At 58.7% G+C, this 25,784-nt stretch carries 18 protein-coding genes; 10 read left to right on the top strand and 8 right to left on the bottom strand.

Features of this window, described 5'->3' with window-relative positions:
• Positions 1–16: 16 nt before the first annotated feature.
• Together ATY80_RS15055 and ATY80_RS15050 are read left to right on the top strand one after the other, a co-directional pair.
• A complete protein-coding gene (locus tag ATY80_RS15055; RefSeq protein ID WP_088693173.1) occupies positions 17–811 on the top strand; it encodes a ParA family protein in 795 nt (264 codons plus the stop codon).
• Between the two features lie 28 nt (positions 812–839).
• Positions 840–1,724, top strand: a complete 885-nt coding sequence (locus ATY80_RS15050) for a ParB/RepB/Spo0J family partition protein (protein ID WP_088693172.1) — start codon at positions 840–842, stop codon at positions 1,722–1,724.
• Between the two features lie 9 nt (positions 1,725–1,733).
• On the opposite strand, the gene holA is transcribed toward ATY80_RS15050, so the two are convergent.
• Genes holA through leuS form a run of 3 tightly spaced genes read right to left on the bottom strand, consistent with a single transcriptional unit; the run spans position 1,734 to position 5,922 of the window.
• Complete coding sequence (gene holA / locus ATY80_RS15045) at positions 1,734–2,768, bottom strand: DNA polymerase III subunit delta (RefSeq protein WP_088693171.1); 1,035 nt, start codon at positions 2,766–2,768, stop codon at positions 1,734–1,736.
• Between the two features lie 12 nt (positions 2,769–2,780).
• Positions 2,781–3,302 carry an LPS assembly lipoprotein LptE gene (gene lptE / locus ATY80_RS15040; RefSeq protein WP_088693170.1) on the bottom strand — a complete coding sequence of 174 codons (522 nt, stop codon included), beginning with the start codon at positions 3,300–3,302 and terminating at the stop codon, positions 2,781–2,783.
• Complete coding sequence (gene leuS / locus ATY80_RS15035) at positions 3,292–5,922, bottom strand: leucine--tRNA ligase (protein WP_088693169.1); 2,631 nt, start codon at positions 5,920–5,922, stop codon at positions 3,292–3,294. Before leuS ends, lptE begins: the two co-directional genes overlap by 11 nt.
• Before the next feature lie 200 nt (positions 5,923–6,122).
• Here leuS and ATY80_RS15030 point away from each other — a divergent pair, with 200 nt between their 5' ends.
• Positions 6,123–6,782, top strand: coding sequence for a YggS family pyridoxal phosphate-dependent enzyme (locus ATY80_RS15030; RefSeq protein WP_088693168.1), 660 nt, complete (start codon positions 6,123–6,125; stop codon positions 6,780–6,782).
• Between the two features lie 82 nt (positions 6,783–6,864).
• Positions 6,865–8,775 (top strand): propionyl-CoA synthetase, encoded by a 1,911-nt coding sequence (locus ATY80_RS15025; RefSeq protein WP_088693167.1) that lies wholly within the window; start codon positions 6,865–6,867, stop codon positions 8,773–8,775.
• Positions 8,776–8,832: 57 nt separating this feature from the next.
• Here ATY80_RS15025 and ATY80_RS15020 read toward each other — a convergent pair whose 3' ends face one another.
• Positions 8,833–9,531, bottom strand: coding sequence for a DUF1013 domain-containing protein (locus ATY80_RS15020; protein WP_088693166.1), 699 nt, complete (start codon positions 9,529–9,531; stop codon positions 8,833–8,835).
• Positions 9,532–9,759: 228 nt separating this feature from the next.
• On the opposite strand from ATY80_RS15020, the gene acs reads away from it, so the two are divergent.
• Positions 9,760–11,715 (top strand): acetate--CoA ligase, encoded by a 1,956-nt coding sequence (gene acs / locus ATY80_RS15015; RefSeq protein ID WP_088693165.1) that lies wholly within the window; start codon positions 9,760–9,762, stop codon positions 11,713–11,715.
• A gap of 32 nt (positions 11,716–11,747) precedes the next feature.
• On the opposite strand, the gene ATY80_RS15010 is transcribed toward acs, so the two are convergent.
• Entirely contained in the window at positions 11,748–12,197 is a 450-nt protein-coding gene (locus ATY80_RS15010; RefSeq protein WP_088693164.1) for a thermonuclease family protein, read from the bottom strand.
• A 48-nt stretch (positions 12,198–12,245) separates the two neighbouring features.
• Positions 12,246–12,470 carry a DUF1674 domain-containing protein gene (locus tag ATY80_RS15005; RefSeq protein WP_088693163.1) on the bottom strand — a complete coding sequence of 75 codons (225 nt, stop codon included), beginning with the start codon at positions 12,468–12,470 and terminating at the stop codon, positions 12,246–12,248.
• Between the two features lie 123 nt (positions 12,471–12,593).
• Here ATY80_RS15005 and htpX point away from each other — a divergent pair, with 123 nt between their 5' ends.
• The 4 genes from htpX to purH all read left to right on the top strand — a co-directional run bounded on the left by htpX (position 12,594) and on the right by purH (position 18,428).
• A complete protein-coding gene (htpX, locus tag ATY80_RS15000; RefSeq protein WP_088693162.1) occupies positions 12,594–13,556 on the top strand; it encodes a zinc metalloprotease HtpX in 963 nt (320 codons plus the stop codon).
• Positions 13,547–14,941: an RsmB/NOP family class I SAM-dependent RNA methyltransferase gene (locus ATY80_RS14995; RefSeq protein ID WP_189637161.1), complete on the top strand. Its 1,395-nt coding sequence runs from the start codon at positions 13,547–13,549 to the stop codon at positions 14,939–14,941. Before htpX ends, ATY80_RS14995 begins: the two co-directional genes overlap by 10 nt.
• A 110-nt stretch (positions 14,942–15,051) precedes the next feature.
• Positions 15,052–16,716 (top strand): heparinase II/III family protein, encoded by a 1,665-nt coding sequence (locus ATY80_RS14990; protein ID WP_088693161.1) that lies wholly within the window; start codon positions 15,052–15,054, stop codon positions 16,714–16,716.
• A 95-nt stretch (positions 16,717–16,811) separates the two neighbouring features.
• Entirely contained in the window at positions 16,812–18,428 is a 1,617-nt protein-coding gene (purH, locus tag ATY80_RS14985; protein WP_088693160.1) for a bifunctional phosphoribosylaminoimidazolecarboxamide formyltransferase/IMP cyclohydrolase, read from the top strand.
• A gap of 16 nt (positions 18,429–18,444) precedes the next feature.
• Here purH and ATY80_RS14980 read toward each other — a convergent pair whose 3' ends face one another.
• Both ATY80_RS14980 and ATY80_RS14975 read right to left on the bottom strand, forming a co-directional pair.
• Complete coding sequence (locus ATY80_RS14980; protein WP_189637166.1) at positions 18,445–19,833, bottom strand: MFS transporter; 1,389 nt, start codon at positions 19,831–19,833, stop codon at positions 18,445–18,447.
• A gap of 27 nt (positions 19,834–19,860) precedes the next feature.
• Positions 19,861–24,636: an NAD-glutamate dehydrogenase gene (locus ATY80_RS14975; RefSeq protein ID WP_088693158.1), complete on the bottom strand. Its 4,776-nt coding sequence runs from the start codon at positions 24,634–24,636 to the stop codon at positions 19,861–19,863.
• 254 nt (positions 24,637–24,890) lie between these two features.
• Here ATY80_RS14975 and pdxY point away from each other — a divergent pair, with 254 nt between their 5' ends.
• Positions 24,891–25,766: a pyridoxal kinase PdxY gene (gene pdxY, locus ATY80_RS14970; RefSeq protein WP_088693157.1), complete on the top strand. Its 876-nt coding sequence runs from the start codon at positions 24,891–24,893 to the stop codon at positions 25,764–25,766.
• Positions 25,767–25,784 lie beyond the last annotated feature (18 nt).

Raw genomic sequence — 25,784 nt, 5'->3', positions numbered from 1 at the left:
AGATCGGGCTTTGGCTATGGCTGGCGAACGAAATCGGATAATCACCATTGCAAATCAGAAGGGCGGCGTCGGTAAGACCACGACGGCGATCAATTTAGCGACGGCGCTTGCAGCAATCGGTGAGCGGGTCTTGATCGTAGATCTCGATCCTCAGGGAAACGCCAGTACTGGTCTAGGCATCGACCGAAAGCATCGCCGGCTATCTTCCTATGATCTGTTGCTGGGCGATTATGGAATTGAAGAGGTGTCGCAGGAAACTGCCGTTCCAAATCTCCATATCGTGCCGTCGACGATGGACCTCCTCGGTATTGAGATGGAGATCGCGAGTCAAAGCGATCGTGTTTTCAAGTTGAAGAAGGCGCTGGCGAAGGAAGCGGCTTTTCGCTTTTCTTATATTCTCGTGGACTGCCCTCCCTCCTTCAATCTGCTCACCATGAACGCTATGGCAGCCGCGCATTCCGTGCTTGTGCCGCTGCAGTGCGAGTTTTTTGCGCTGGAGGGCCTGAGTCAGCTGCTAGAAACCGTCGACCAGGTGCGGCGCACGGTCAATCCCCACCTTGATATCCAGGGGATCGTGCTGACGATGTTCGATTCCCGCAACAATCTGGCGCAACAGGTTGTTAACGATGTCCGTACGCATCTTGGCGAGAAAGTCTACCATACGTTGATTCCACGGAACGTTCGCGTGTCGGAAGCACCGTCCTACGGCAAGCCGGCGATTCTCTACGATCTGAAGTGCGCAGGGAGTCAGGCATATCTCCAGCTGGCGTCGGAGGTTATTCAACGCGAACGTCAACGTCTTGCGGCGTGATTTGAAAGAGATAATGGCGAGTTAAGACATGAACGATGACGTCTCGAAAAGAAGACTTGGGCGCGGTCTGGCCGCATTGATCGGTGAGATGGATCAGCCGATGCCTGTTGACGCGCCCAGTCGCGGAGTAAGCGCCGATCAAATGGTGCCGATCGAGTTCGTCAGTCGTAATCCGCGCAACCCTCGGCGGTTCTTCGATGATGGCGAATTGCACGAGCTTGCAAGTTCTATTCGGCAACACGGCATCGTTCAGCCCGTTGTCGTCCGGACTCTGGCGACCAACCAGTACGAGATCATAGCCGGCGAAAGACGGTGGCGTGCGGCGCAGCTTGCCGGCCTCGTCGAGATTCCCGTGATCGTGCGCGATGTCGATGACAAGACCGCTCTCGAAATTGCGATCGTTGAAAACGTTCAGCGCGCCGATCTCAATCCGCTGGAAGAGGCGCTCGGCTATGAGCAACTCATCGCGGAATACGGCTATACCCAGAACGATCTCGGTGAAATCATCGGCAAGAGCCGCAGCCATGTGGCGAACTCGTTGCGGCTTCTGAAGCTGCCGGAGCCTGTCCGAGATCTCTTGGCCGCTGGAAGCCTTTCGGCCGGTCATGCCCGCGCTTTGGTGCCGACCTCTGATCCGGCCGCCCTCGCCCGAACGATCGTATCAAAGGGCATGTCGGTACGTGACGCCGAACGTTTGGCTCAAAATGATATCAAGGCTCAGTCCGAGCCGAGACCCTTGGCGCATCAAAAGGATCAGAAGGATTCAGATACGTTGGCCTTGGAACGCACCCTAACCGATGCACTCGGTCTTGATGTGACGATCAATCACAAAGCAAGCGGCGGTCAGATCAGAATATCCTATAAGTCGTTGGAGCAGCTGGAGGAAATCTGCCGTCTTCTCGAGCGCCGCTGAAGGGAAACGCTACCGGCGCGCCGACTGCAGTGTGGTTGAAAGTAGTGTTTGGAGCGCGATACTGTCTTCGAGGGACGCACGCTTGCGGGTCTGCAAGATGGCGGCCTGCAGACGATTGGCTTCTCGTGCTATGGCCTCTGTAGACCAAGTTCGAAGTGCTTGTTCGATAATTGGCTTTCGTCGAAAATGCAGATGACGGCCGAGCGTCTGCATGACTTGCGCGGACGGCAATCGCTTTTCTTGCATTTCGGTCTTCATGGCATCCAGCAACTGAAATTGCTTCAGACAGGCCTGGATAACGAGAAACACGGCAGTCTTGGACGACATGATCTTCTGCATCGCGTGCAGGAAGCTGGTTGGATTGCCGCTCAGCACCGCATCGACGGCGTCATCCACCGAAATTGCGCTGGCGTCGCCTATAATTTCCGTAACCTGGTGCTCTTCTATCGTCGACTTACCGCGGCAGTAGAGTACGAGCTTTCTAAGTTCGTTGCGAGAGGCAATCCGGTCCCCACCAATAAGCTCCAGCAAGGCCTGGCGCGCAGCTGGCGTGATGCCGAGACCGGCGCTTGAAAGTTCACCGTCTATCAAGCTGTTAAGCGCGCGCGCATCGTCGGAGTAGCAAGGTATCGCCATGACATTGCGGGCGGTCTCGGCGCCTTTGCGCAGGAGCGAGCCCTTCTTGAGGTCCCCAGCCTCGATGATGACAAATGTGCCCTCCGGCGTGCTCGCCGAAAGAGCCTGCAGGGAATCCGCAAGATATTTTTCGTTGGCGGCTCCCCGGATCCAGATAAGCTTATCGCCCCCGAAAAGACCGATCGCCCCAGCCTCGTCCAAGAGCCGGCCCTGGTCTCGCTGCAAGTCGGCGATATCGAGCTTGATCAGTGAAAATGGGTCTTCCAGCGAAACGCCTGTCTTGCCGGCAAGCAAGGCAGCGCGCTCCGATACAAGGCCACGATCCGGTCCATAGATTACGAAGAGGCGGTAGTTGCGGGCGGACCGCTCAAGAAAGCTCTCAAACTCGTGCGATTTGATCTCCGCCATACAATCCGCTCCTTAGCGGCCAAGCGCAGCCGCAATATCGGCACCAACAAATTCGGCAGCCTGCCGTGCGGCGCGGTTCTCGGCGTCGCGGATGGCGCGCTGCTTGGCAAACTCCTGGCCTGGAAAGTCAAGCAGGGCCGTCGCATAGCGATTGCCGGCCTTGATGACGTGGCCATCCTTCGTCGATTTCAGAGTGTAGTCAACGCTGACAGTCGCGCGTCCGGCCAGAGACTCATCTGATGACGCGACAAGCAGAGTGCTGATGACGTTTGATCGAACACTGAGTTCGACCTTATAATCTGGGTTCTCGGGCTCGCCACCACCGCGTGAAGCGATGAAGATCAGTCGATTGCGAACTTCTTGCTCGACGCGGCCCGTCGCTTCCGAGAAGCCGACAGACGCGAGTTTACCCGCGACGCCGGAGCTTTCGGAATAAAGAGGGCGAACCTGGCAGGATGCAAGAAAGGCCGTGGATGCAACGATTGCGGCCATGCCCGAGCCGCGTAGCAGCTTAAAAGCGATATCAAACGACAATGTTCACAATCCTTTGCGGAACCACGATGATCTTCTTAGGCGTCTGACCGTTCAGAGCCTTCTTGACATCATCCAATGCGAGCACACCTTCGGTAACGGCATTCTGATCTGCGTCGCGAGAAATTGTCAATTCGGCGCGCTTCTTGCCGTTGATCTGAACCGGCAAAACCACATCGTTTTCAACGACAAGGCCCTCGTCATAACGTGGCCAATCGGTGTGCGCCAGCAAACCGTCGTTACCCAGCACTGCCCAGCACTCTTCGGCCAGATGTGGCGTCATCGGTGCTACCAGCTGAATAAGGATCTCCGCGGCGTTGCGCACGGCGGCGCGATACGCCATATCGCCCTCACCTGCGGCGACGCGGGTCAAGGGTGAGGCCAATGCGTTGACGAGCTCGTAGATCCGCGCAACAGCCTTGTTGAACCAGAGACGATCGTAGTCGTTCTGGACCGCCTTCAGAGTCTTGTGCGCGATTTGCGAAATAGCCTGAGCTTCCCCATCCTTAGCCGGAGTCGGCACCACTTCTCGCAGATTATCCGATGCCTCGGCAATCAGACGCCACAGTCGCTGCGTGAACCGGTGAGCGCCTTCGACGCCTGCTTCCGACCAGATGACGTCGCGCTCCGGCGGCGAATCCGAAAGCACGAAGAAACGGGCGGTGTCCGCGCCGTAAGAAGCGATGATATCGTCCGGATCGACGACATTCTTCTTCGACTTCGACATCTTCTCGATCGATCCGATCGCGACTTCCTCGCCGTTGGAGAGGTGATAGGCGCGCCGTTTCCCTTCCAGTTCCTCGATGCGAATGTCCGCCGGTGCGACCCACTCGCGGCTCATACCCGTGCCGCGGCTGTATGTCTCGTGCACGACCATACCCTGCGTGAAAAGACCCTTGAATGGCTCCTTGGCGTCGACGTGGCCTGTCTCGCGCATCGCCCGAGTGAAGAAGCGGGAATAGAGGAGGTGCAGGATCGCGTGCTCGATGCCGCCAATGTACTGATCGACCGGCAGCCACCGATTGGCAGCGCTCGGGTCGGTCGGCTTGGTTTCCCAAGGCGCCGTGAAGCGCGTGAAGTACCAGCTCGAGTCGACAAAAGTATCCATCGTATCGGTTTCCCGTCGTGCGTCCTTGCCGCACTGCGGGCAAGCGACATGCCGCCAGGTCGGATGACGATCAAGCGGATTGCCCGGCTGGTCGAAGGTTACATCTTCCGGCAGCTTTACCGGCAGGTCCTTCTTTGGAACGGGAACGACACCACAATCATCACAATGGATCACTGGGATCGGGCAACCCCAATAGCGCTGACGCGAGATGCCCCAATCGCGCAAGCGGAAGTTCACCTTACGCTCGCCTTGTGAAGCATTACCGAGCGTCATCGATGACAGACGGTCAGCGACGATTTCGAACGCCTCGCTGGTGGACTTTCCGTCGAGGAAGCGTGAGTTGATCATGACGCCGTCGCCATCATAGGCGACGTCGCCGACACTGAAGGTCGCAGCATCACCATCTGCCGGCATGACAACTGGAACTACAGGCAAACCGTACTTCCGCGCAAAATCGAGGTCGCGCTGGTCACCGGACGGGCAGCCGAAAATCGCACCGGTGCCGTAGTCCATAAGGACAAAGTTTGCGATGTAAACTGGCAACTCCCACGAAGGGTCGAGAGGATGTCTGACGCGAATGCCGGTATCGATGCCCCTCTTCTCTGCAGTTTCCAGCGCAGCAAGCGAGGTTCCGGCGCGGCGGCATTCTTCGCAAAAGGAATCGATAGTCGGATTCTTCGCGGCGGCATCCTTGGCCAGCGGATGGTCGGCCGCGATCGCCAGGAACGACGCGCCGAAAAGTGTGTCTGGCCGTGTCGTGTAGACCTCGATCTCGGTTTCTCCGGCTGGAGCTGTCTCCTGCACGATCTCCCAGCGCAGCATCATGCCCTCGGAGCGGCCGATCCAGTTCTTCTGCATCAGTCGAACCTTTTCCGGCCACTGATCAAGCGTATCCAACGCCTCGAGCAGATCCTGGCTGAAGTCGGTGATTTTGAAGAACCACTGCGTCAATTCCCGTTGCTCAACCAGTGCGCCGGAACGCCAGCCGCGTCCGTCAATCACCTGTTCGTTGGCGAGCACCGTATTGTCGACCGGATCCCAGTTCACCTTCGACTGCTTGCGATAGACGAGCCCTTTCTCGAGGAAGTCCAGGAAGAGATGCTGTTGGTGCTGATAATAGGCGACATCGCAGGTCGCGAATTCGCGGCTCCAGTCCAGCGAGAGGCCCATCGCCTTCAACTGGGACTTCATTGACGCGATATTCTGGTAGGTCCAGGATGCCGGATGCACGCCGCGCTCCATGGCAGCATTCTCGGCCGGCATGCCAAAGGCGTCCCACCCCATGGGATGCAGCACGTTATAGCCGCGAGCGCGCTTGTAGCGGGCTACGACATCACCCATTGCGTAGTTCCGCACATGGCCCATGTGGATGCGGCCGGATGGATACGGAAACATTTCGAGGACGTAATACTTCTCGCGCGGATCGCTGTTGTCGGTCTCAAAGACCTTCGCTTCGTTCCATTTCTGCTGCCAGCGAGGTTCAGCATCGCGCGGGTTATAACGTTCGGTTGCCATGGTATTCGTATTTCCGAAAAATCAGGGGAAGTTGGTGGTGACCTTCACCATGAAACCACCGTAGCGTCAAGTTTTACGGGTGCGGCAAGCGTCCGATCCCGATCTGTCGGCCAAGATTTCCGGTGTGTGGGCCTTGGCAAGCACAGCCCGGGCGTTTAGTGCATGGCCATCTTCCCATGCGGTCATGTCGAGGGCGAGTGATGGAACTTGAAGAGCGATTGAACGATGTGCGCTCGCGTATCTCTGTGGCTGAACAACGGGGCGGACGGCCCGACGGTTCGGTTCAGCTTGTCGCCGTTTCAAAGACATTCGACGCAGACGCGATCCGCCCCGCGCTTCAGGCCGGGCAGCGGATCTTTGGGGAAAATAGGGTTCAGGAAAGCCAGGGAAAATGGCCTGAACTGAAAGCCGAAACGCCAGGCATCGAACTCCATCTCATCGGCCCATTGCAGTCGAACAAGGCGGCCGAGGCAGTCGCGCTATTTGATGTCATTGAAACCATCGACCGCGAAAAGATCGCCCGTGTCCTGGCGGACGAGATGAAGCGTCAAGCGAGGACCCCTCGGCTCTATGTTCAGGTCAACACCGGGCTTGAACCGCAGAAGGCTGGGATCGCGCCGGACGACGTCGTGATGTTTGTGGCTTTCTGTCGTGACGAACTCGGCCTCACCGTCGAGGGATTGATGTGCATCCCGCCCGCGGATGAAAATCCCGGCCCACATTTCGCGTTGCTTGCGAAGCTTGCAAAGGACTGCGGCGTCGAGAAACTCTCGATGGGAATGTCTGGCGACTATGAAACGGCCGTTGCCTTTGGGGCGACCAGCGTGCGCGTCGGGTCCGCGATCTTCGGCGCCCGTTGATACGCTGCTTTCGTCGGGCTTCCTCTCCCGGCAGACCTCTCCTAGATTGATAGGACAACTTGCATGTCCTGGGGAGGAGCAGATGCAGGGAAGCTATCGCCAGACCTACGCCAGCTGGAGGAGCGATCCGGAGGCCTTCTGGCGCGAGGCAGCCGCGGATATCGACTGGTTCAAACAGCCGACCCGGACTTTCTCGCCGGAGTATGGCCCCTATGGCCGTTGGTTTGCTGGAGGCGAAACCAATACCTGCTTCAATTGTCTTGACCGCCACGTTCGGTCTGGCCGCGGCGACGATACTGCCTTTATCTACGATAGCCCGATTAGTGGTGCGAAGACTGCATTTACTTATGGCGAAGTCCTTGCCGAAGTGAGCGCCATTGCAGTGACGCTGCACGAGCGCGGAATTGCCAAGGGCGACCGCGTCATCATCTATATGCCAATGGTGCCGCAGGCGGTCTTTGCCATGCTCGCCTGCGCCCGCATCGGCGCAGTTCATTCCGTTGTGTTTGGCGGCTTTGCGGCGAATGAACTTGCCGCACGAATCGACGATTCGGGAGCGAAACTAATCCTCACCGCAAGTTGCGGGCTCGAACCGGGGCGAGTGGTGCCCTACAAGCCCCTGGTCGATCTGGCGATCGCCATCGCGAAGTCGAAGCCGGCCCGTTGTCTTGTCCTGCAGAGGCCGCAGCTCGTGGCAGAGCTGGTTGATGGTCGTGACGAGGATTTCGAAGCCGCCGTCGCGAGAAATCGCGGTGTGAACGTCGAATGCACTCCCGTCGAGGCGACGGACGAACTCTACATTCTCTATACATCAGGCACGACCGGCCAGCCCAAGGGCGTTGTGCGTGATAATGGCGGCCACATGGTCGCCCTCGCCTGGTCCATGGCGAATATCTTCGGCATCAAGCCTGGTGAGGTGTTCTGGGCGGCTTCCGATATAGGTTGGGTCGTTGGCCATTCCTACATTGTCTATGCGCCGCTTCTCGTGGGCGCTGCCAGTGTGATTTTTGAGGGAAAGCCGGTTGGCACGCCTGATGCTGGTGTCTTCTGGCGCATCGCGTCGGAGCATGATGTTCGTGTCCTTTTTACCGCGCCCACGGCGTTTCGTGCCATTCGCCGCGAAGATAGCGATGGTATCCATATCAAGGCATACGCAATGCCGAATTTTCGTGCGCTGTTCCTCGCAGGAGAGCGTGCCGATCCGGAGACGCTGAAATGGGCCGAGCGGATGCTTGATGTTCCCGTGATCGATCATTGGTGGCAGACGGAAACCGGATGGCCGATGGTGGCGAACCCGCTCGGCCTTGAGGCTTTGACCGTGAAGCACGGCTCGCCATCTGTGGCCATGCCCGGCTACCGCATCCACGTACTCGACGATGCCGGGCACCCGGTCGGGCCGGGGACGCTTGGAAACATCGTTGTCGAGCTTCCCCTGCCCCCCGGTTGCCTGCCCACGCTGTGGAACGCCGACGAGCGCTTCCGTTCAGCCTATCTGGCGGAATTTCCTGGCTATTACAAAACCGCGGACGCCGGCTACATCGACGAAGATGGTTATCTCTTCATCATGTCGCGGACCGACGACATCATCAACTGCGCTGGCCATCGTCTGTCCACGGGGGCAATGGAGGAGGTTTGTGCGATGCATCCGGATGTCGCCGAATGTGCGGTGGTCGGAATTGCTGACCAACTGAAGGGCCAGGTACCCTGTGGCTTTCTCGTTCTGAAGAAGAATGTTTCACGGGAAACATCGGCGATTGAATCTGAGGTCGTGCAGTTGATCCGTGACTCGATCGGCCCGGTGGCCGCGTTCAAGACCGCGATAACCGTCGATCGCCTTCCCAAGACCCGCTCCGGCAAGATCTTGCGCGGCACAATCCAGAAGATCGCCGATGGCGTGCCGTGGAAAATGCCGGCAACGATCGACGATCCCATTATTCTCGAGGAAATAGCCGAAGCGCTGCGCAAGCGTGGGTTCGGTTCCCTGCCGATGTAGGCGCAAACGAAAAGGCCCCGCTTACGCAGGGCCTTGAGTGTCGATCATCTGAGACAATCAATACTGATCGTCTTCGTCCTCGTCCTTCGGGGAAGACTTCAGAGACTTGAGCTTTGCGAAGACGGCATCGGCGTCGATTTCCTTCTCCTCTTCGCGCTCGTGGCCCGCCAGACGCTCGGTTTCGTGGGCCGACTGCAGGGTTGCGCCAAGCTCGGCGGCGGTCGGCAGCGGACGGCCCTTCGCCGCCTTTTCGACTTCCATGTCGAGATCGATCTGGCTGCAAAGGCCGAGTGTTACCGGGTCCATCGGCGCGAGGTTTGCGGAGTTCCAGTGAGTACGTTCGCGAATTTGCTCGATCGTCGACTTCGTGGTGCCGACGAGGCGGGAAATCTGCGCATCCTTCAGTTCCGGATGATTGCGCACCAGCCAGAGAATGGCATTCGGGCGATCCTGACGCTTGGAAACCGGCGTGTAGCGTGGGCCGCGGCGCTTGGATTCGGGCACGCGAACCTTGGGCTCGGAGAGCTTCAGCTTGTGCGCCGGGTTCTTTTCTGCGCGGGCGATTTCGTCGCGCGAAAGCTGACCGGTGGCAATCGGATCGAGACCCTTGATGCCTTGCGCGGCTTCGCCGTCGGCAATTGCCTTCACTTCGAGCGGATGCAGTCTGCAGAACTGCGCGATCTGGTCGAATGACAGGGCTGTGTTGTCGACGAGCCAGATGGCAGTCGCCTTCGGCATGAGCAATTGTTGAGCCATGGATATAGTCCTTCTGTCGTCCGCGCCGGTGTCGCGGTCCGTGGATTGTCACCACTATGTCCGGGAAATATGGCGCTATATAACCGCAGTGACGCAGAATTGCAATTGATCACGAATGAAATGACCTTTGTCTAATTGCCGGGCAGATGCGACCTGCTATGAATGCCTAAAGCCAGTCAGGGCTGCTTCGCTTTTTGGCCGCCCGGTATCCGAGTGAGGAGGAATTCCATGTCCGAAAAGATCTACCCGGTGCAAAAGCCGGTGAAGAACCATGCGCTTATCGATAAGGCCAAGTACGAGCAATGGTACGAGGAAAGCGTCGAGAACCCCGATAAGTTCTGGGGCAAGCATGGCAAGCGGATCGATTGGTTCAAACCTTACACCAAGGTCAAAAACACGTCCTTCAGAGGTAGGGTCTCGATCAAGTGGTTCGAGGATGGGCAGACGAACGTTTCTTACAACTGCATTGACCGGCACCTGAAGACGAACGGCAACCAGGTGGCTATCATCTTCGAGGGCGACAATCCGTACGTCGACAAGAAGATTACCTACAACGAGCTCTATGAGCACGTGTGCCGCATGGCGAACGTCATGAAGAAACATGGCGTCAAGAAGGGCGATCGCGTTACCATCTACATGCCGATGATCCCAGAGGCGGCCTATGCCATGCTCGCCTGTGCCCGCATCGGTGCGGTTCATTCGGTCGTGTTTGGCGGTTTCTCGCCGGAAGCGCTGGCAGGCCGTATCGTCGATTGCGAATCCACGTTCGTGATCACTTGCGACGAAGGCGTGCGCGGCGGCAGGCCCGTGCCGTTGAAGGACAATACCGACACGGCAATTCATATCGCCGCTCGTCAGCATGTCATCGTCGACAAGGTTGTCGTGGTGCGGCGTACTGGCGGCAAGACAGGATGGGCGCCCGGCCGCGATCTCTGGTACCATCAGGAAATCGCTACGGTTAAGCCGGAGTGCCCGCCCGTGAAGATGAAGGCGGAGGATCCGTTGTTCATCCTTTACACCTCTGGCTCGACTGGAAAGCCCAAGGGTGTGTTGCACACGACGGGCGGCTATCTCGTCTACGCGGCAATGACCCACGAGTATGTCTTCGATTACCACCCGGGCGATATCTACTGGTGCACCGCCGACGTGGGCTGGGTCACCGGGCACTCGTACATTGTTTACGGTCCGCTTGCGAACTGTGCGACGACGCTGATGTTCGAAGGTGTTCCGAATTTTCCGGACCAGGGCCGGTTCTGGGAAGTCATCGACAAGCACAAGGTCAATATCTTCTACACGGCGCCAACGGCGATTCGCTCTCTGATGGGTGCCGGCGACCACTTCGTCACGCGCTCGTCGCGCTCCAGCCTTCGCCTGCTCGGCACGGTTGGCGAGCCGATCAATCCGGAAGCGTGGGAATGGTATTATAACGTCGTTGGCGATAAGCGTTGCCCTGTTATCGATACCTGGTGGCAGACGGAAACCGGGGGTCACATGATCACGCCACTGCCGGGCGCCACTGACCTTAAACCGGGGTCCGCGACGAAGCCGTTCTTCGGCATCAAGCCGCAGTTGGTCGACAACGAAGGCAATGTGCTCGAGGGTGCTGCCGATGGAAACCTCTGCATTACCGACAGTTGGCCGGGACAGATGCGCACAGTCTATGGCGACCACGAGCGCTTCATCCAGACATATTTCTCGACCTACAAGGGCAAGTATTTCACCGGCGATGGCTGCCGACGGGATGAAGACGGCTACTACTGGATTACCGGTCGCGTCGATGACGTGCTGAACGTTTCAGGCCACCGTCTGGGTACCGCCGAGGTCGAATCGGCGCTTGTTTCGCACAACCTCGTCTCGGAAGCCGCCGTCGTTGGCTATCCGCACCCGATCAAGGGTCAGGGCATTTACTGCTATGTCACGCTGATGGCGGGCAATGAAGGCTCGGACGATTTGCGGCAGCAACTGGTCAAGCATGTTCGCAGCGAAATCGGCCCAATCGCAGCACCCGACAAGATCCAGTTTGCACCGGGGCTTCCGAAGACCCGTTCGGGCAAGATCATGCGCCGTATCCTGCGCAAGATTGCCGAGGACGACTTCGGCTCGCTGGGTGATACCTCGACGCTCGCCGATCCGGCTGTTGTCGACGATCTGATCGCCAACCGGCAGAACAAGACGGCCGCCTAAGAAAAAAGCCGCTCCGAGCGATCGGGGCGGCTTCAGTTCTCTGCCGGGCATGTTTCTCGCGGTTTTCGGCCGCCGTCATGGGCTCGCACGATTCCTTCTTCCAAAAGGTCTTGAGCCGGATTCTTGCCATCCGAAAGGGTGACGTTGGCCAGGATACGACCGAAATACTTGTCGCCGGCAATCTGCGTAAGATGGATCTCGGGTGATCCGGATGTCAGGTTTTTCAGAGCGTGGCGAGCGTCGATCCCCGCACACCTTATTTCAGCACAGTTGGAGTGCATCTCAGGGGCGTCGATCCCGCGAATCCGAACGTAGACTTCCATTGTCTGCTGCGGCCAAGGGCGCGCTTCGACCAGCAGAGTGTCACCATCGATCACTCTCAGGATTTCAGCGAATACTGGTCCCTCTATTTCGTCGCGAGCAACGGCCGTTACCGGCGTCGCAGCGAGGGCCAGCGCGACAAAGGAAACAATCTTTCTCATGAAAGGAATAAATTCCGATCTCAAGAGAAAGTCAATAGGAATATTTACTTAGAAATCGATCGCTCTGCCGTTGATTTCCCAGTCTCCAAAGCGGGAAGGATCTGCACCGCCGCGGCCACCTATCTCGGGCGGCATTTCGACTTGCTTCTCGTTTCGCCGACGCTCTTCGGCCTCGGCAAGCGCACGCTTGGCAGCCGGCGACAGCAACTTGCGAGGACCCTCGGCGGCTTCAGTCGCCAGGGTTTCGTTGTTGTCATTGTCCGCTGCTTGCATCACGCGATTCCGCCCGAAAAATATTGAAAATGGCTGGTGAATGACCAAATCATAGAGCGCTGGCGCCGCAATTGAAACCCTATAACCTTGCGCGGTCCGCTTAGGCGTACTTTGGAGATAGCGATGAACCTCGTCCGTACAGCCATGTTGCTCGCCTTCATGACCGCATTGTTCATGGCCGTCGGCTTTCTGATTGGCGGGCGCGGCGGCATGATGATCGCGTTCGTGATTGCCGCTGGGATGAACTTCTTTTCCTATTGGAATTCCGACCGCATGGTGCTGTCGGCCTATCACGCGCAGGAGATCGACGAGCGCAATGCCCCGGAGTTCTTCGCCATCATCAGGGATCTGGCGCGCAATGCCGGCCTGCCCATGCCGAAGGTCTATCTCTACGATAGCCCGCAACCAAATGCTTTCGCAACAGGTCGCAATCCCGAGAACGCCGCCGTTGCCGCGTCCACAGGCCTGTTGAGCGCACTGACGCCGGAAGAAGTGGCTGGCGTCATGGCCCATGAGTTGGCCCACGTGCAAAACCGTGACACCTTGACGATGACGATCACGGCGACCCTAGCCGGCGCGATTTCTATGCTTGGCAATTTTGCGTTCTTCTTCAGTGGCAACCGGGGAAACAACAACAATCCGCTGGGTTTCATAGGGGTATTGCTGGCAATGATTGTCGCGCCGCTTGCCGCGATGATGGTTCAGATGGCCATCAGTCGTACGCGCGAATATTCGGCCGATCGCCGAGGTGCAGAAATTTGCGGCAATCCGCTGTGGCTTGCCTCGGCACTCGGCAAGATTGCACGTAGCGCCTCGCATGTGCCGAACTATGATGCTGAGCGCAACCCGGCGACGGCCCATATGTTCATCATCAATCCGCTGACAGGTGCTGGCATGGACAATCTGTTCTCTACGCACCCGAACACGGAAAACCGGATTGCAGCTCTGCAGGAAATGGCACGTGGCGGCATGAATGTCTCGACGGCGACGGCGCGCGCTGATAATCCGATGCGCAAATCGCGCTCGGTTCCGAATACCGGTCTTGATCGCGGTGGCTCACAACCGCCGAAAGGTCCGTGGTCTTGAATTCAGACGGCAAGAAAAAGCCATTTCGCAAACCAAAGTCATCCAATCAGGGGTCTGTTCCTGGTCCAACAAAACCCGGACTGCAGGTTCGCGCTGCGGCTGCCAAGATCCTGGCGGCCGTCGTCGACCGGAAGCTTTCACTTGACGGCGCCTTGGACAATGAACATGGCAATCCGGTGTACAAGGCTCTCAACGAGGGAGACCGCGCCCTGGTGCGCGCCATTCTCAATACGACGTTGCGGCATTTGCCACGGATCGATGCCGCGATCTCCCGCCTGCTTGAATCGCCGCTTCCCGAAGGTGCAAGGGCGCTGCACCATGTGCTTGCGATCGCTGCCGCGCAGATTCTCTACCTCGATGTGCCGGATCATGCGGCGGTCGACCTCGCGGTCGAGCAGTCAAATCAGGACCCGCGGAATCGTCGTTTTGCGAAGTTGGTGAATGCCGTTCTGCGGCGTCTTGGACGCGAGAAGGACCATATCCTTGCCGAGATCAGCTCGACCCCGGTGATGCCGGAATGGTTTCTCGACAGGCTCGAGAGGGCCTATGGCAAGGAAAGGGCACAATCGATCTCTGAATCGCAACTTGAGCCGGCCGCAATCGATCTTACGGTCAAAGACGACGCGCAGGGATGGGCGGGACGTCTGGGCGGCTTTGTGCTGCCGACCGGTGGTGTTCGGCTTGCCGCCTTCGAGGGTAGCGTTCCCTCATTGGAAGGATTTGCGGAAGGCGCGTGGTGGGTTCAGGACGCAGCCGCCAGTATCCCTGCTCAGCTGTTTGGCGACCTGGCGGGCAAACGCGTTGCCGATCTGTGCGCAGCTCCCGGCGGAAAAACGGCCCAGCTGATCCTTGCTGGAGGCAAGGTTACCGCCGTCGAGCAGTCCGAAAACCGCATCAAGCGACTGCGAGCGAACCTTGATCGGCTTGGATTGAATGCCGAGACGGTTGCCAGCGACCTCACCAAATACGAGCCGGTGGAGCTTTTCGACGCCATATTGCTGGATGCGCCCTGCTCATCGACGGGGACGACGCGCCGGCATCCGGATGTACTTTGGGCCAAGGGGCCGGAGGACATCGCGAAACTTGCTGCGCTTCAGGAGCGATTGCTGCGCCACGCTATAACCCTGTTGAAGCCCGGGGGCACGATCGTCTTTTCCAATTGCTCGCTTGATCCGGCCGAAGGAGAGGATGTGGCCGCTCGCGTTCTTTCGGACGCACCGATGCTCGAGCGCGTCGCCATTGAGGCCGAGCACTGGCCAGGCCTGGAGTCTGCCATCAGCCCTCTTGGAGAGTTCCGGACGACACCCGACATGCTCGAGGTTCCCTCCGGTTTTGCGGGTGGTCTTGACGGCTTCTACGCCGTCGTGATGCGCCGTGTTGCCTGATCGAATGGCAACTGGCATAGTTAAGCACCTGTCATAATTTGATACGTAAGTGTCACTGATTCCGGGCTTATTCACTTATTCTTAACGACGCGGGTCAATAGACAATAAACATGTGGTCCGGGTTCTCGACTCTTTACGTGGGAGAGGCTTGGCGGCGCGCGCTGTGCCGCGGAGCAATTCTGCGGCTGCGTCTCTTCCGCCATACGGTTCACGCCCCGGAACGCTTAATCGTCGCTCCGACCGACCTGCGTGCAGTTGATCCGCATGTGGCCGAAGAGATTTTGAACGGCCGCTTCCCGCTCGCCGGTCGGCTCCTCGAGACCGGCGGCAAGTCGCCCTTCAATTTCAGCCTCCCGTCTCGAGCTTTCGCGCTGCGGCTTCATAACTTCGGCTGGCTCCGCCACATGCGAACCAAGAAGAGCGACCTTCATTCAAGCGTTGCCCGCTCCATCGTCAACAACTGGCTGTCGCTGCATGGTGGCCGCATCGAGGGCATTGCCTGGGAGATCGATGTTACTGCGCAACGCGTGATTTCCTGGCTCTCGCATTCGCCTGTTGTTCTCCACAATGCCGATCGCGGCTTCTATCGCCGCTTCTTGCGCTCGCTCGCCTTTCAAGTGCGATTTCTGCGTCGAATGGCAAAATACGCGCCTCCCGGTGAGGTTCGCTTTCGATTGCGGATTGCTCTCGCGATGGCCTCCATTGCGATGCCAACGCGCGCAGGCGCCCTTCGACGCGCTGCCGAGGCATTGGACCAGGAGTTCGATAGCCAGATTCTGCCTGACGGAGGTCATATCTCGCGCAATCCACGCGTCGGGTTGGAATTGCTCCTTGATCTCCTTCCGCTACGGCAAACCTACGTCAATCTCGGTCATGACCTGCCGCAGAAGCTGATCTCGGGTATTGATCGCATGTATCCGGCCCTGCGCTTTTTCAGGCATCAGGATGGTGATCTCGCGCTTTTCAATGGCGCGACGTCGACTCTCGCGACGGAATTGATGTCGTTGCTTCGGTATGACGAGACCGCGGGCGATCCCTTCAAGGCAATGCCCCATTCGCGCTATCAGCGGCTGGCGGCGGGAAGAACCGTAATTATTGCCGATACCGGACTGCCGCCTGCCGGGAGCCTGTCCCGCACAGCGCATGCCGGGTGTCTGTCGTTCGAGATGTCCTCCGGACGTCACCGTTTTATCGTTAATTCTGGGTCGCCGAAATTCGCCGGGCGGCGCTACGTACAGATTGCTCGAACGACCGCTGCGCATAGCACCGTCACTGTCAACGACACCTCATCAAGCCGTTTTGCACCGTCCGAGTTCGTTGCGAATGTGATTACTGATGGCGTGAAAGCCGTGAATGTTGATCGCGCGCTCACCGATGACGGCCGCGACGTGATCAAGGCAAGCCATGATGGCTACCTCAACGCCTTCGGTATCCTGCACGAGCGCGAACTGACCCTGAACGCCACGGGATTGATCGCCACGGGCTGTGATCGACTGGTTGCGCCGGAAGGCAAGGTCGATGAGGCCGTGCGCGCAGTGGCACGCTTCCATGCCCACCCTTCTATCAACCTAAAGCAAATCGACAAAGAGTCGATCATGATGACGGCACCCGATGGAGAAACATGGCTGTTCTCCACGCCCGGCAACGAAATGCTGATTGGCGAGGACGTCTTCTTTGCCGACGCGTCGGGCATTTGCGGATCCGACCAGATCGAGATCGCCTTCTCCTATCCCGACAGGCCGGAAATACGCTGGTTTTTATCGCGCAAGAGCTAGCGACTGTTTCCGCGGGCGCAAAGCTGTGCTAACGCGGCGCCATCATCCGCTTATCCCTCGCCGGATATCTCCTGAAAACCAAATGGAGAAGCCTCATGGCCGTTGTTTCCAAGAAAATTCCCGCACCCGACAAGGTCGCCGTCAAGACCGCGTTGCTTTCGGTATCGGACAAAACTGGTATCGTCGAACTCGCGCGTGCGCTTGTCGACAAAGGCGTTCGCCTCCTATCAACGGGCGGCACTCATAAGGCAATTGCGGCGGCCGGACTTGCCGTGACCGATGTTTCCGACGTTACAGGTTTTCCTGAGATCATGGATGGTCGAGTGAAGACCCTGCACCCGAAAGTGCATGGCGGCCTACTTGCCATCCGCGATGATGCGGAACACCAGGCGGCGATGAAGGCGCACGGTATCGAGGGTATCGACCTTGCTGTCATCAATCTCTATCCATTCGAGGACGTCCGTGCTGCGGGCGGTGACTATCCGACAACCGTCGAGAATATCGATATCGGCGGTCCGGCGATGATCCGCGCATCGGCCAAGAACCACGCCTACGTAACGATCCTGACCGATCCAGCGGACTATTCCGAACTGCTCGAGCAGATCGCTTCGAATGCCGGCCAGACCGCTTACGCATTCCGCCAGCGGATGGCAGCCAAGGCCTTCGCTCGCACGGCAGCTTACGACGCCATGATCTCCAACTGGTTTGCCGAGGCTCTTTCGATCGACACCCCGCGTCATCGCGTCATTGGCGGTGTGCTCAAGGAGGAGATGCGCTACGGCGAGAATCCGCATCAGAAGGCGGCATTCTATGTGACAGGCGACCGTCGTCCCGGCGTTGCCACCGCGTCACTGCTTCAGGGCAAGCAACTCTCCTACAACAACATCAACGACACCGATGCGGCCTATGAGCTCGTTGCCGAGTTCCTACCGGAGAAGTCGGCGGCCTGCGCGATCATCAAGCACGCAAATCCCTGTGGCGTGGCGACGGGTTCCAGCCTGCTCGACGCTTACAAGCGCGCGCTTGCCTGCGATTCCGTCTCCGCCTTCGGGGGCATCATTGCGCTCAACCAGACGCTTGATGCGCAAACCGCTGAAGAGATCATCAAGCTCTTTACCGAAGTCATCATCGCGCCCGACGTCACCGAGGAGGCGAAAGCCATTGTTGCACGCAAGGCAAACCTTCGGTTACTGACTGCAGGCGGCCTGCCGGATCCGCGCTCTGCTGGTCTGACGGCGAAAACCGTCTCCGGTGGCCTGCTCGTGCAGAGCCGCGACAACGGCATGGTCGAGGATCTTGAACTGAAGGTGGTTACCAAGCGTGCGCCGACCCAGCAGGAACTCGAAGACATGAAATTTGCCTTCAAGGTTGCCAAGCATGTCAAGTCGAACGCCGTGGTCTATGCCAAGGATGGACAGACAGCCGGCATTGGCGCAGGCCAGATGAGTCGTGTGGATTCTGCCCGTATCGCCGGCCTGAAGGCCGAGGAAGCGGCCAGAGCTCTCGGGCTCGTAGAACCGTTGACGCGCGGCTCGGCCGTGGCCTCGGAAGCCTTCCTGCCCTTTGCCGACGGCTTGTTGTCGATGATTGCAGCCGGTGCGACGGCGGTTATCCAGCCGGGTGGATCGATGCGCGACCAGGAAGTGATCGACGCCGCCAACGAGCACAATGTCGCGATGGTCTTTACGGGTATGCGGCACTTCCGCCACTAACCGGTGGCCTCTTCCGTTACGCCCTGTCCGCGGGATAGGGCGTACGGACAAGTAGGATCAGTCCTGCAGCGAGGAAAAGTACGAGTGTTGCCATTCCAAGCCGTGACGAGCCGGTCACATAGGTCACGACGGAAAAGAACAGCGTCGCCATGAAGCTCGTAGCGCGCCCTGAAAGCGCATAGATGCCAAAATAACGGCCTGCCTCGTGCAGGCTTACGCTGCGTGCGAGGTAGGAGCGGGACGAGGCCTGCACGGGGCCGAAGGCGAGTCCGATCAACAGGCCATAGGCAATATAGGCTTTCTCGGCTGCCGTCCCGAAAAGGCCGCCGGAATCGGCGGTTGGCAGCTCAAGCAGGCCAAAGAGTGTGTATCCAGGCCCAGTCGACACTATGCCGATGGTGGCGAGCAGCAACATCGTCAGGCTGATGACGATCGTTGATTTGGAGCCTATGCGCCGATCAACGCGACCGGCAATGATGCAGCCGAAGATCGCAACGACGTTGAGTATAATTCCGTAGATCCCTATCTCGATCGTCGCCCATCCAAACATTCCGGCGGCAAAAGCGCCGCCGAGGATCAGTAGTCCGTTGACGCCATCCTGATAGATCATCCGCGCGATCAGGAAGCGAAGAATGCCATGGCGTTGCTTGAGCTCGCCAAGCGTGCTTTTCAACTCGGTAAAGCCGGTCCGCACCGCGGCACCGAACGGGAGCCCCTTGCTGATGTCGGGCGTAAAAAAGAACATCGGGAGAATAAAGATCAGGTACCAGACGGCCGAAATCGGCCCCGTGATGCGGGCATCCTCTCCCTGGTGCGCATCGAGACCGAACAGAGGCTCAAGACCGAGAATTGTTTTGCCGGATTCGAGATTGCCGGCGAGCAAGACCACTACCGCGATCAGGACAATCATCCCGCCGAGATAGCCGAGGCCCCAAGCCGTATTGGATAATTTTCCGACCTCGTCCTTGCTGACGAGCCGCGGCATCATGGAATCGTTGAAGACGATAGAGAACTCGGCCGCGATCGAAGCCAGGATCATGAAGATCATGGGATAGATCAGCGGCGAACCAGGGGCCGCAAACCAGAGGCCGAAGAGGCTCGCAATCTTGATGATCGCAAAGAAAGCGATCCAGGGCTTTCGGGCGCCGGACTGATCGGCGATCGAACCGAGGACGGGCGACAAGATGGCGATGATCACCGAGGAGATCGTCGCCATGTTGCTCCACATTGCCTGGGCGGAGACCGGATCGGCCGTCAGACGCGACACGAAGTACGGGCCGAAGATGAAGGTCGTCACAACAGTGAAGAATGGCTGGGCTGCCCAGTCGAAGAGCATCCAGCCCCAGATGCCCTTCTCCGATGCCCTAGCCGGCTGCGTTCCCGTCCAGTCGATGCGATTCACAATCCGCTCCTGATTCCGAGCGGAACTGTCTCACCTCGCCCCGTCGCGCGCAAGATCGCTCAACAGGCCAGCAGCCACGGTGATGCGGGCAAGGTTCGGGTCGCCGCTGTCGCTCAGCCCGGACAGTTCTTCTGCTATCCGGTTGATCCTGATGCGATCGCCGGCATGCCAAGCTTGGACTGGAAGCTTATCCTTCCCGTGGTTGGCAAGTGCCGAAATGACGATGTCGCGTCGCGCGCTGGCGATCTGGTCGATACTGCGGGCCAGCGCCAGGTTCTCGTAATGGTCAGCTGTGATGATCCGTGAGCCGGCGGCAAGCAAGCGCCCGATCCGGAAGGTCTGGGAGACGGCAAAATAGCTTTCCGCCGCGCGCGCCAGCGGTTCGCCTGTGCGCTCGGCGATCTGCATGATCTCAGGCACGAGCGCAAAGCCGAGCAGCCCAGAAATCTCGGCGGCCAGCTTATCGGGCACACCGGCCTCGCGATACTCCTGCTGGCGTGCCTCGAGCTCGGGCACTGTATGGCTGGCGAAGATCGGCTTGAGCTTCTTCAAGGCTGTCTGGAGCCCCTCGATCGTAGCCGCCATATCGCCCTTGGCCATCTGTGTCTTCAGAAGCAGACGCGTCAACACCGTGAAGGTGTGGCTGATCTCCTCGTAGATGCGGTTCTGCATCTGGCCGCCGATCTTGCCATCCAAGGCATCCGTTTCGGTCCAGAGCCGCCCGAGATCGAAACCGTCACGGGCTATGATCGCAGCTCGAACAACTTCCGGCGCGGATGCCGCGGTGGCATCCATCATGCTGACGGCGAAGCCGGGGCCGCCACGATTGATCGCTTCGTTGGCGAGTACGGTCGCAATGATCTCGCGTTTCAGACGATGGGAATCGATGTCGGACGCGTTCGTCTTGCGCATTTTTGCAGGGAAGTAGTTCGAAAGCGTTGTATTGAAATATGGATCATCGGGCAAATCGCTGGCGGCCAGGGCATCGAACAGCACGATCTTGGCATAGGAAAGCAGAACGCCGATCTCGGGTCGGGTCAGTGGCCTGCCTGCCGCATAGCGCTCAGCAAGGACAGTATCGTCAGGAAGCGTTTCAACCTTGCGGTTCAGTTGCTTGGCACCTTCCAGTACCGTCATAAGGCGCGCAAGTTCCAGCCCGTTGGCCGTGCCTTTGTGCTCCGTCAGCGAAATCGCCAGGGATTGCAAATAGTTGTTCCTGAGCACAAGCTTCGCGACCTCGTCCGTCATCGATGCGAGGAGCTGGTCGCGCTTTGCCCGCGTGAGGCGATTGTCATGCATTGCAGCGGCAAGCGCGATCTTGATGTTGACCTCGACGTCCGACGTGTTGACGCCGGCCGAATTGTCGATCGCGTCGGAATTGCAGCGTCCGCCTCTCAGGCCGTAGGCGATGCGGCCCTTCTGCGTGACGCCAAGATTTGCGCCCTCGCCGATCACCTTGGCACGCACATCTTCCGCCGCAACACGAATGGGGTCGTTGGCACGGTCGCCGACCTCGGCGTCGGTTTCCGACGGCGCTTTGACGTAGGTGCCGATCCCGCCGAACCACAGCAGATCAACCGGGCTCTTCAGAATAGCCGTCATGATCTCAAATGGTGTTGCTACCGTCTTGTCGATACCGATCGCAGCCACCGCTTCCGGCGTTAATGTGACGGACTTTGCCGATCGGGAAATGATCATGGCGCCCTTCGAAAGAACGCTCTTGTCGAAATCCTGCCAGCTCGACCGCGCCAGGTTGAAGAGTCGCTGCCGTTCTGCGAGCGTCTTCGCCATATCCGGATCCGGATCGATGAAAATGTCGCGGTGGTCGAACGCGGCGATCAGCCGGATCTTTGGCGACAACAACATGCCGTTGCCGAATACATCGCCGGACATGTCGCCAACGCCGGCAACGGTGAAGGGCGTCGTCTGGATGTCGATGTCCATTTCACGGAAGTGGCGCTTTACCGTTTCCCAGGCGCCGCGGGCGGTGATGCCCATCTTCTTGTGATCGTAGCCGGCCGAGCCGCCCGAAGCGAACGCATCGTCCAGCCAGAAGCCAGCCTCCTGAGCTAGCGCGTTGGCGGTGTCCGAGAAGGTAGCGGTGCCCTTGTCGGCGGCCACGACGAAATAGGGGTCGTCGCCGTCAAGCCTGACCGTGTCCTTCGGCGGCAAGATATCGGCGCCACTGATGTTGTCGGTAATGGACAGCAGCGTACGGATATACGTCTTGTAAGCTTCACGGCCGGCGTTGAAGATCTCGTCGCGGCTGCCGCCGACCGGGAGTTTCTTTGGATAAAAGCCGCCCTTCGCGCCAACCGGCACGATCACCGCGTTCTTGACCTGTTGTGCTTTCACAAGCCCCAGCACTTCGGTTCGATAGTCTTCCGCACGGTCCGACCACCGCAGACCGCCACGCGCCACCTTGCCGAAGCGCAGGTGCACGCCTTCGACTTCGACGCCATAGACGAACATCTCGCGGAAGGGTCGCGGTTCGGGCAATCCGTCCACCTGATGCGGATCGAGCTTGAAGGCCAGCATAGCCCTCGGCGAGCCGTCTTGATTGCGCTGGAAGTAGTTGGTTCGCAGTGTCGCATCGACGACGTTGACGTAGCGGCGCAGAATTCGATCGTCGTCGAGACTTGGCACATCGGAGAGAGCCTTCTCGATCCTTTGGTGATGTTCGGTCGCCTTCTTGATCCGCGCCTTCTCAGAAAATTTCGGATCGAGCGCGTCGTAGAACAGCCGGAAGATCATCGCCGCGATGACCGGATACTTGTCGAGCGTCGTAGCGATATAGTCCAGTGAGTATGGAATGCCGGCCTGCCGTAGATAGCGTGCATAGGCACGAAGGACGCTGGTTTCACGCGCAGTCAGACCCGCCGAGATGATCAAGCGGTTGAAGTTGTCATTGTCGATCACGCCGCTGAACGCTGCGAGGAACGCTTCTTCCAACATCTCTCCATGACGATGGAGGTCAATTTGAATGCCTCCGCGAGGCTCGAGTTCCATATCATGCAGCACCACCAGTGTTTCGGGGCCACCGTGGAGGGTTACATCGATGTCGAATGTTCCCTCGCTGATGACGTTAAAGCCGAGGTTCTCGAGCAATGGCACGCGGCGAGACAAAGCGAGCTGGCCGCCGGAATGGAAAATCTTCAGGCAAAGCAGCTCAACGCCGTCTTTTTCTCGCGTGTAGAACGCAATGCGGATTGGTTCTCCGGCTGCGCAAGCGGCGATATCCTCGAGATCGTAAAAGGTTTCTTCCGGCGGGAAGAGATCCTGGAAGGCGTGGCTCACGCGCAACTGGGGAGCCTTGGGTCCAGCCAGAGCCTCGAAGCGGTCATCCCAGCGCGCGGTGATGGCACGAATTGCCTCTTCCAGCTTTGCCTGTGGCACACGCGGGGTTTTGCCACCGGACCGGCCGATGATGAAATGGACGCGGGCAACGCCGCCTTCAGGAAAGGCCGGGTAATAAGCCGAGACGCGGCCGTCATAGACCGTTTTCAGATGAGTTCCGATCTTTTCTCGCACGATCGAGTCGTATTCTTCGCGCGGCACATAAACGATCACTGAAACGAAGCGGTCAAAGTGATCGATGCGTGGCAGCGCGCGCACACGCGGCCGGTCGGCCAGATCATTGATCTGCTCGGCAAAGCTCGCCAGAAGCGTCGTGTCGATCTGGAAAAGGTCGTCGCGCGGGTAGGATTCCAGCGTGTTGTCGAGCATACGGCCCGAGTGACTCATCGGGTCGAAGCCGAAATGTTCCTTCACCCGCTCGATCTTGGAGCGAAGTAGAGGGATATCGCTGGCGAGAGACGTATAGGCGGTTGAAGTGAAGAGACCGACAATGCGCAGTTCGCCGGTAACATTCCCGTCGGCATCAAAGCGCTTCACGCCGACATAGTCCATATAGGCGCGGCGATGGACGATCGATTTCACGTTCGCTTTGGTGACAATCAGAAAATCCGGTCCATCGAGGAATGCCAGAATTTCAGGTGTCGTCGTTACGGCATCCTTGCCGGTGCGCAAAACGAGCACGTCGGGGTTTGAAAGGATGCCGAGACCGGTGCCCTTGTCACGCTCTACCTTCGCGTTCGCGCCTCTGCCCGAGTAGACGTACTCGCGCATCCCGAGGAAAGTAAAGTTTGCATCGCGCAGCCACGTCAGGAAGGCGAGCGCTTCATCCCGTTCCGCTTTCCTGCGGCTGGCATTGTAGGCGGAAAGCTCGTCAATGACCGTTCCGAGCTTATCGAGCATCGGCTTCCAGTCGGAAACCGTCACGCGCACCTGTTCGACCACGGTCTTCACCCGTTTGACGAGGTCGGCTGCCTGGGCCGTCGTCAGCGGTGCAAGGTGCAGCTGAATATGGCTGACGCGATTGGCCGGCTCACTCGGGAGGTCGGCAGAATAAAGTTCCGGCGCTTTGCCGTCCTCCATCACAAGGATCGGATGCACGGCCATATAGAGGTCGCGATAGCTGCTGGTGACCTCTCCCATCACCGATTCATACAAGAACGGCATGTTGTGGTCGGTGACCGAAAGAATGGACACGGCAACGCCGTCAGGCTCCACGTCAGGGATGGTGTCGATGGTGATGCGCGCCGAATTGCCTGCCCAGGCTGCAAGTTCTTTCGCTGAATGCGCGGCGGAAAGCGCCAGCATCTCCGGTGTGTAGCGTTCCAGGTCGTCGCCGCTGGCGCGCCCGAACAGGAACTCGGGATCGAGGAAGGTCTCCCCGGTTGCGGCCGCGATTTTGGTTGCGCTCTCGAGCTGTTTTTCTCGCTTCGGATTGTTTCGACCGGCCATCTCAGATACTCCCTCATCTCCTCGATTTGGCGCAAGTTAGCAGAAGATTTGACGAAAGAATCTCTAAAAGAGCGCTTTGCGAGGCAGCTTTCATGCGTTTTTGGCCATCGGGACGCAAATTTTCGAAAGATTTTGCTTCGTCGTACAGATTTCTGAATTTCTTGCAGCCGACGCTTTCATGTCTGCGTGAAGAGCAGTTGACAGTGGAGATGCAAAAAGGAGATCAACGGGCATCGAAGGCCGAGTAGAGCATCATGTCAGATAATGCCGCAGGAACCGTCATTGTTATCTCCAGCCACGTTGTGCGCGGGTCCGTCGGAAACCGTGCGGCGGTCTTTGCGCTAGAGACCCTCGGTCATCAGGTTTGGGCGCTGCCGACGATCGTGCTGCCGTGGCACCCCGGCCATGGCCGGTCTACACGGCTCGCGTTTGCCGAAGCCGATTTCGACGCGGCGATCGACGATCTCATTCGCGCGCCTTGGATTGGCGAGGTGAAGGCTGTTCTATCGGGGTATTTCGGCAATGCCGCGCAAGCGCGCTCGGTTGCCCGCCTCGTGACGGCTTTGCGCGAGCAGAAGCCAGAGCTGCTTTACGTTTGCGATCCGGTTATGGGGGATCTGGGTGGCCTTTACGTCCCGCAGGCAACGGCCGAGGCAATCAGGGATCATCTGATACCCCTCGCTTCGCTTGCGACGCCTAATCGATATGAGCTCGCCTGGCTCGCTGGCGCGCCCCTTGAAGACAATACCTCGATAATGGAAGCGGCCCTATCGCTGGGGCCGTCACGTATGCTGGTGACCTCAGCCGTACCGATGATGGCAGGAGGCACGGGGAATCTTTACCTCACAGGGCGACATGCGCTGCTGGCGGAACACCGCCTTATCGATAAACCGCCAAATGGCCTCGGTGATCTTCTCGCCGCGCTGTTTCTGTCGCGGCTTCTTTCCGGCATGGAGGACGAGAAGGCGCTTCAGCTTGCAACGGCAAGTGTCTACGAGGTGCTTGCCCGCGCCGTGAAGCGAGGGAGTGACGAATTGACGCTGGCAAGCGACGCGTCAAGCCTCGCAACGCCCATGGCGATGGTGCAGATGCGGCGCCTGATGCATCCCGTGCAAAGGCGCAAGGGCTGACACCACGACTACGCTCGC

It is taken from the genome of Rhizobium sp. R711 (assembly GCF_002211365.1).
Lineage (GTDB): Bacteria > Pseudomonadota > Alphaproteobacteria > Rhizobiales > Rhizobiaceae > Rhizobium.
This window is presented reverse-complemented; position numbering and strand designations above follow the sequence as displayed.

What these genes read in the sequence shown, in the direction of transcription:
- htpX (WP_088693162.1), top strand. Translation starts at nt 12,594, where the DNA reads ATGAACCTCGTCCGTACAGCCATGTTGCTCGCCTTCATGACCGCATTG.
- ATY80_RS15010 (WP_088693164.1), bottom strand. Translation starts at nt 12,197, where the DNA reads ATGAGAAAGATTGTTTCCTTTGTCGCGCTGGCCCTCGCTGCGACGCCG.
- ATY80_RS15025 (WP_088693167.1), top strand. Translation starts at nt 6,865, where the DNA reads ATGCAGGGAAGCTATCGCCAGACCTACGCCAGCTGGAGGAGCGATCCG.
- ATY80_RS14975 (WP_088693158.1), bottom strand. Translation starts at nt 24,636, where the DNA reads ATGGCCGGTCGAAACAATCCGAAGCGAGAAAAACAGCTCGAGAGCGCA.
- holA (WP_088693171.1), bottom strand. Translation starts at nt 2,768, where the DNA reads ATGGCGGAGATCAAATCGCACGAGTTTGAGAGCTTTCTTGAGCGGTCC.
- ATY80_RS15005 (WP_088693163.1), bottom strand. Translation starts at nt 12,470, where the DNA reads ATGCAAGCAGCGGACAATGACAACAACGAAACCCTGGCGACTGAAGCC.
- ATY80_RS15050 (WP_088693172.1), top strand. Translation starts at nt 840, where the DNA reads ATGAACGATGACGTCTCGAAAAGAAGACTTGGGCGCGGTCTGGCCGCA.
- ATY80_RS15055 (WP_088693173.1), top strand. Translation starts at nt 17, where the DNA reads ATGGCTGGCGAACGAAATCGGATAATCACCATTGCAAATCAGAAGGGC.
- ATY80_RS15030 (WP_088693168.1), top strand. Translation starts at nt 6,123, where the DNA reads ATGGAACTTGAAGAGCGATTGAACGATGTGCGCTCGCGTATCTCTGTG.
- purH (WP_088693160.1), top strand. Translation starts at nt 16,812, where the DNA reads ATGGCCGTTGTTTCCAAGAAAATTCCCGCACCCGACAAGGTCGCCGTC.
- ATY80_RS15020 (WP_088693166.1), bottom strand. Translation starts at nt 9,531, where the DNA reads ATGGCTCAACAATTGCTCATGCCGAAGGCGACTGCCATCTGGCTCGTC.
- ATY80_RS14990 (WP_088693161.1), top strand. Translation starts at nt 15,052, where the DNA reads ATGTGGTCCGGGTTCTCGACTCTTTACGTGGGAGAGGCTTGGCGGCGC.
- acs (WP_088693165.1), top strand. Translation starts at nt 9,760, where the DNA reads ATGTCCGAAAAGATCTACCCGGTGCAAAAGCCGGTGAAGAACCATGCG.
- pdxY (WP_088693157.1), top strand. Translation starts at nt 24,891, where the DNA reads ATGTCAGATAATGCCGCAGGAACCGTCATTGTTATCTCCAGCCACGTT.
- leuS (WP_088693169.1), bottom strand. Translation starts at nt 5,922, where the DNA reads ATGGCAACCGAACGTTATAACCCGCGCGATGCTGAACCTCGCTGGCAG.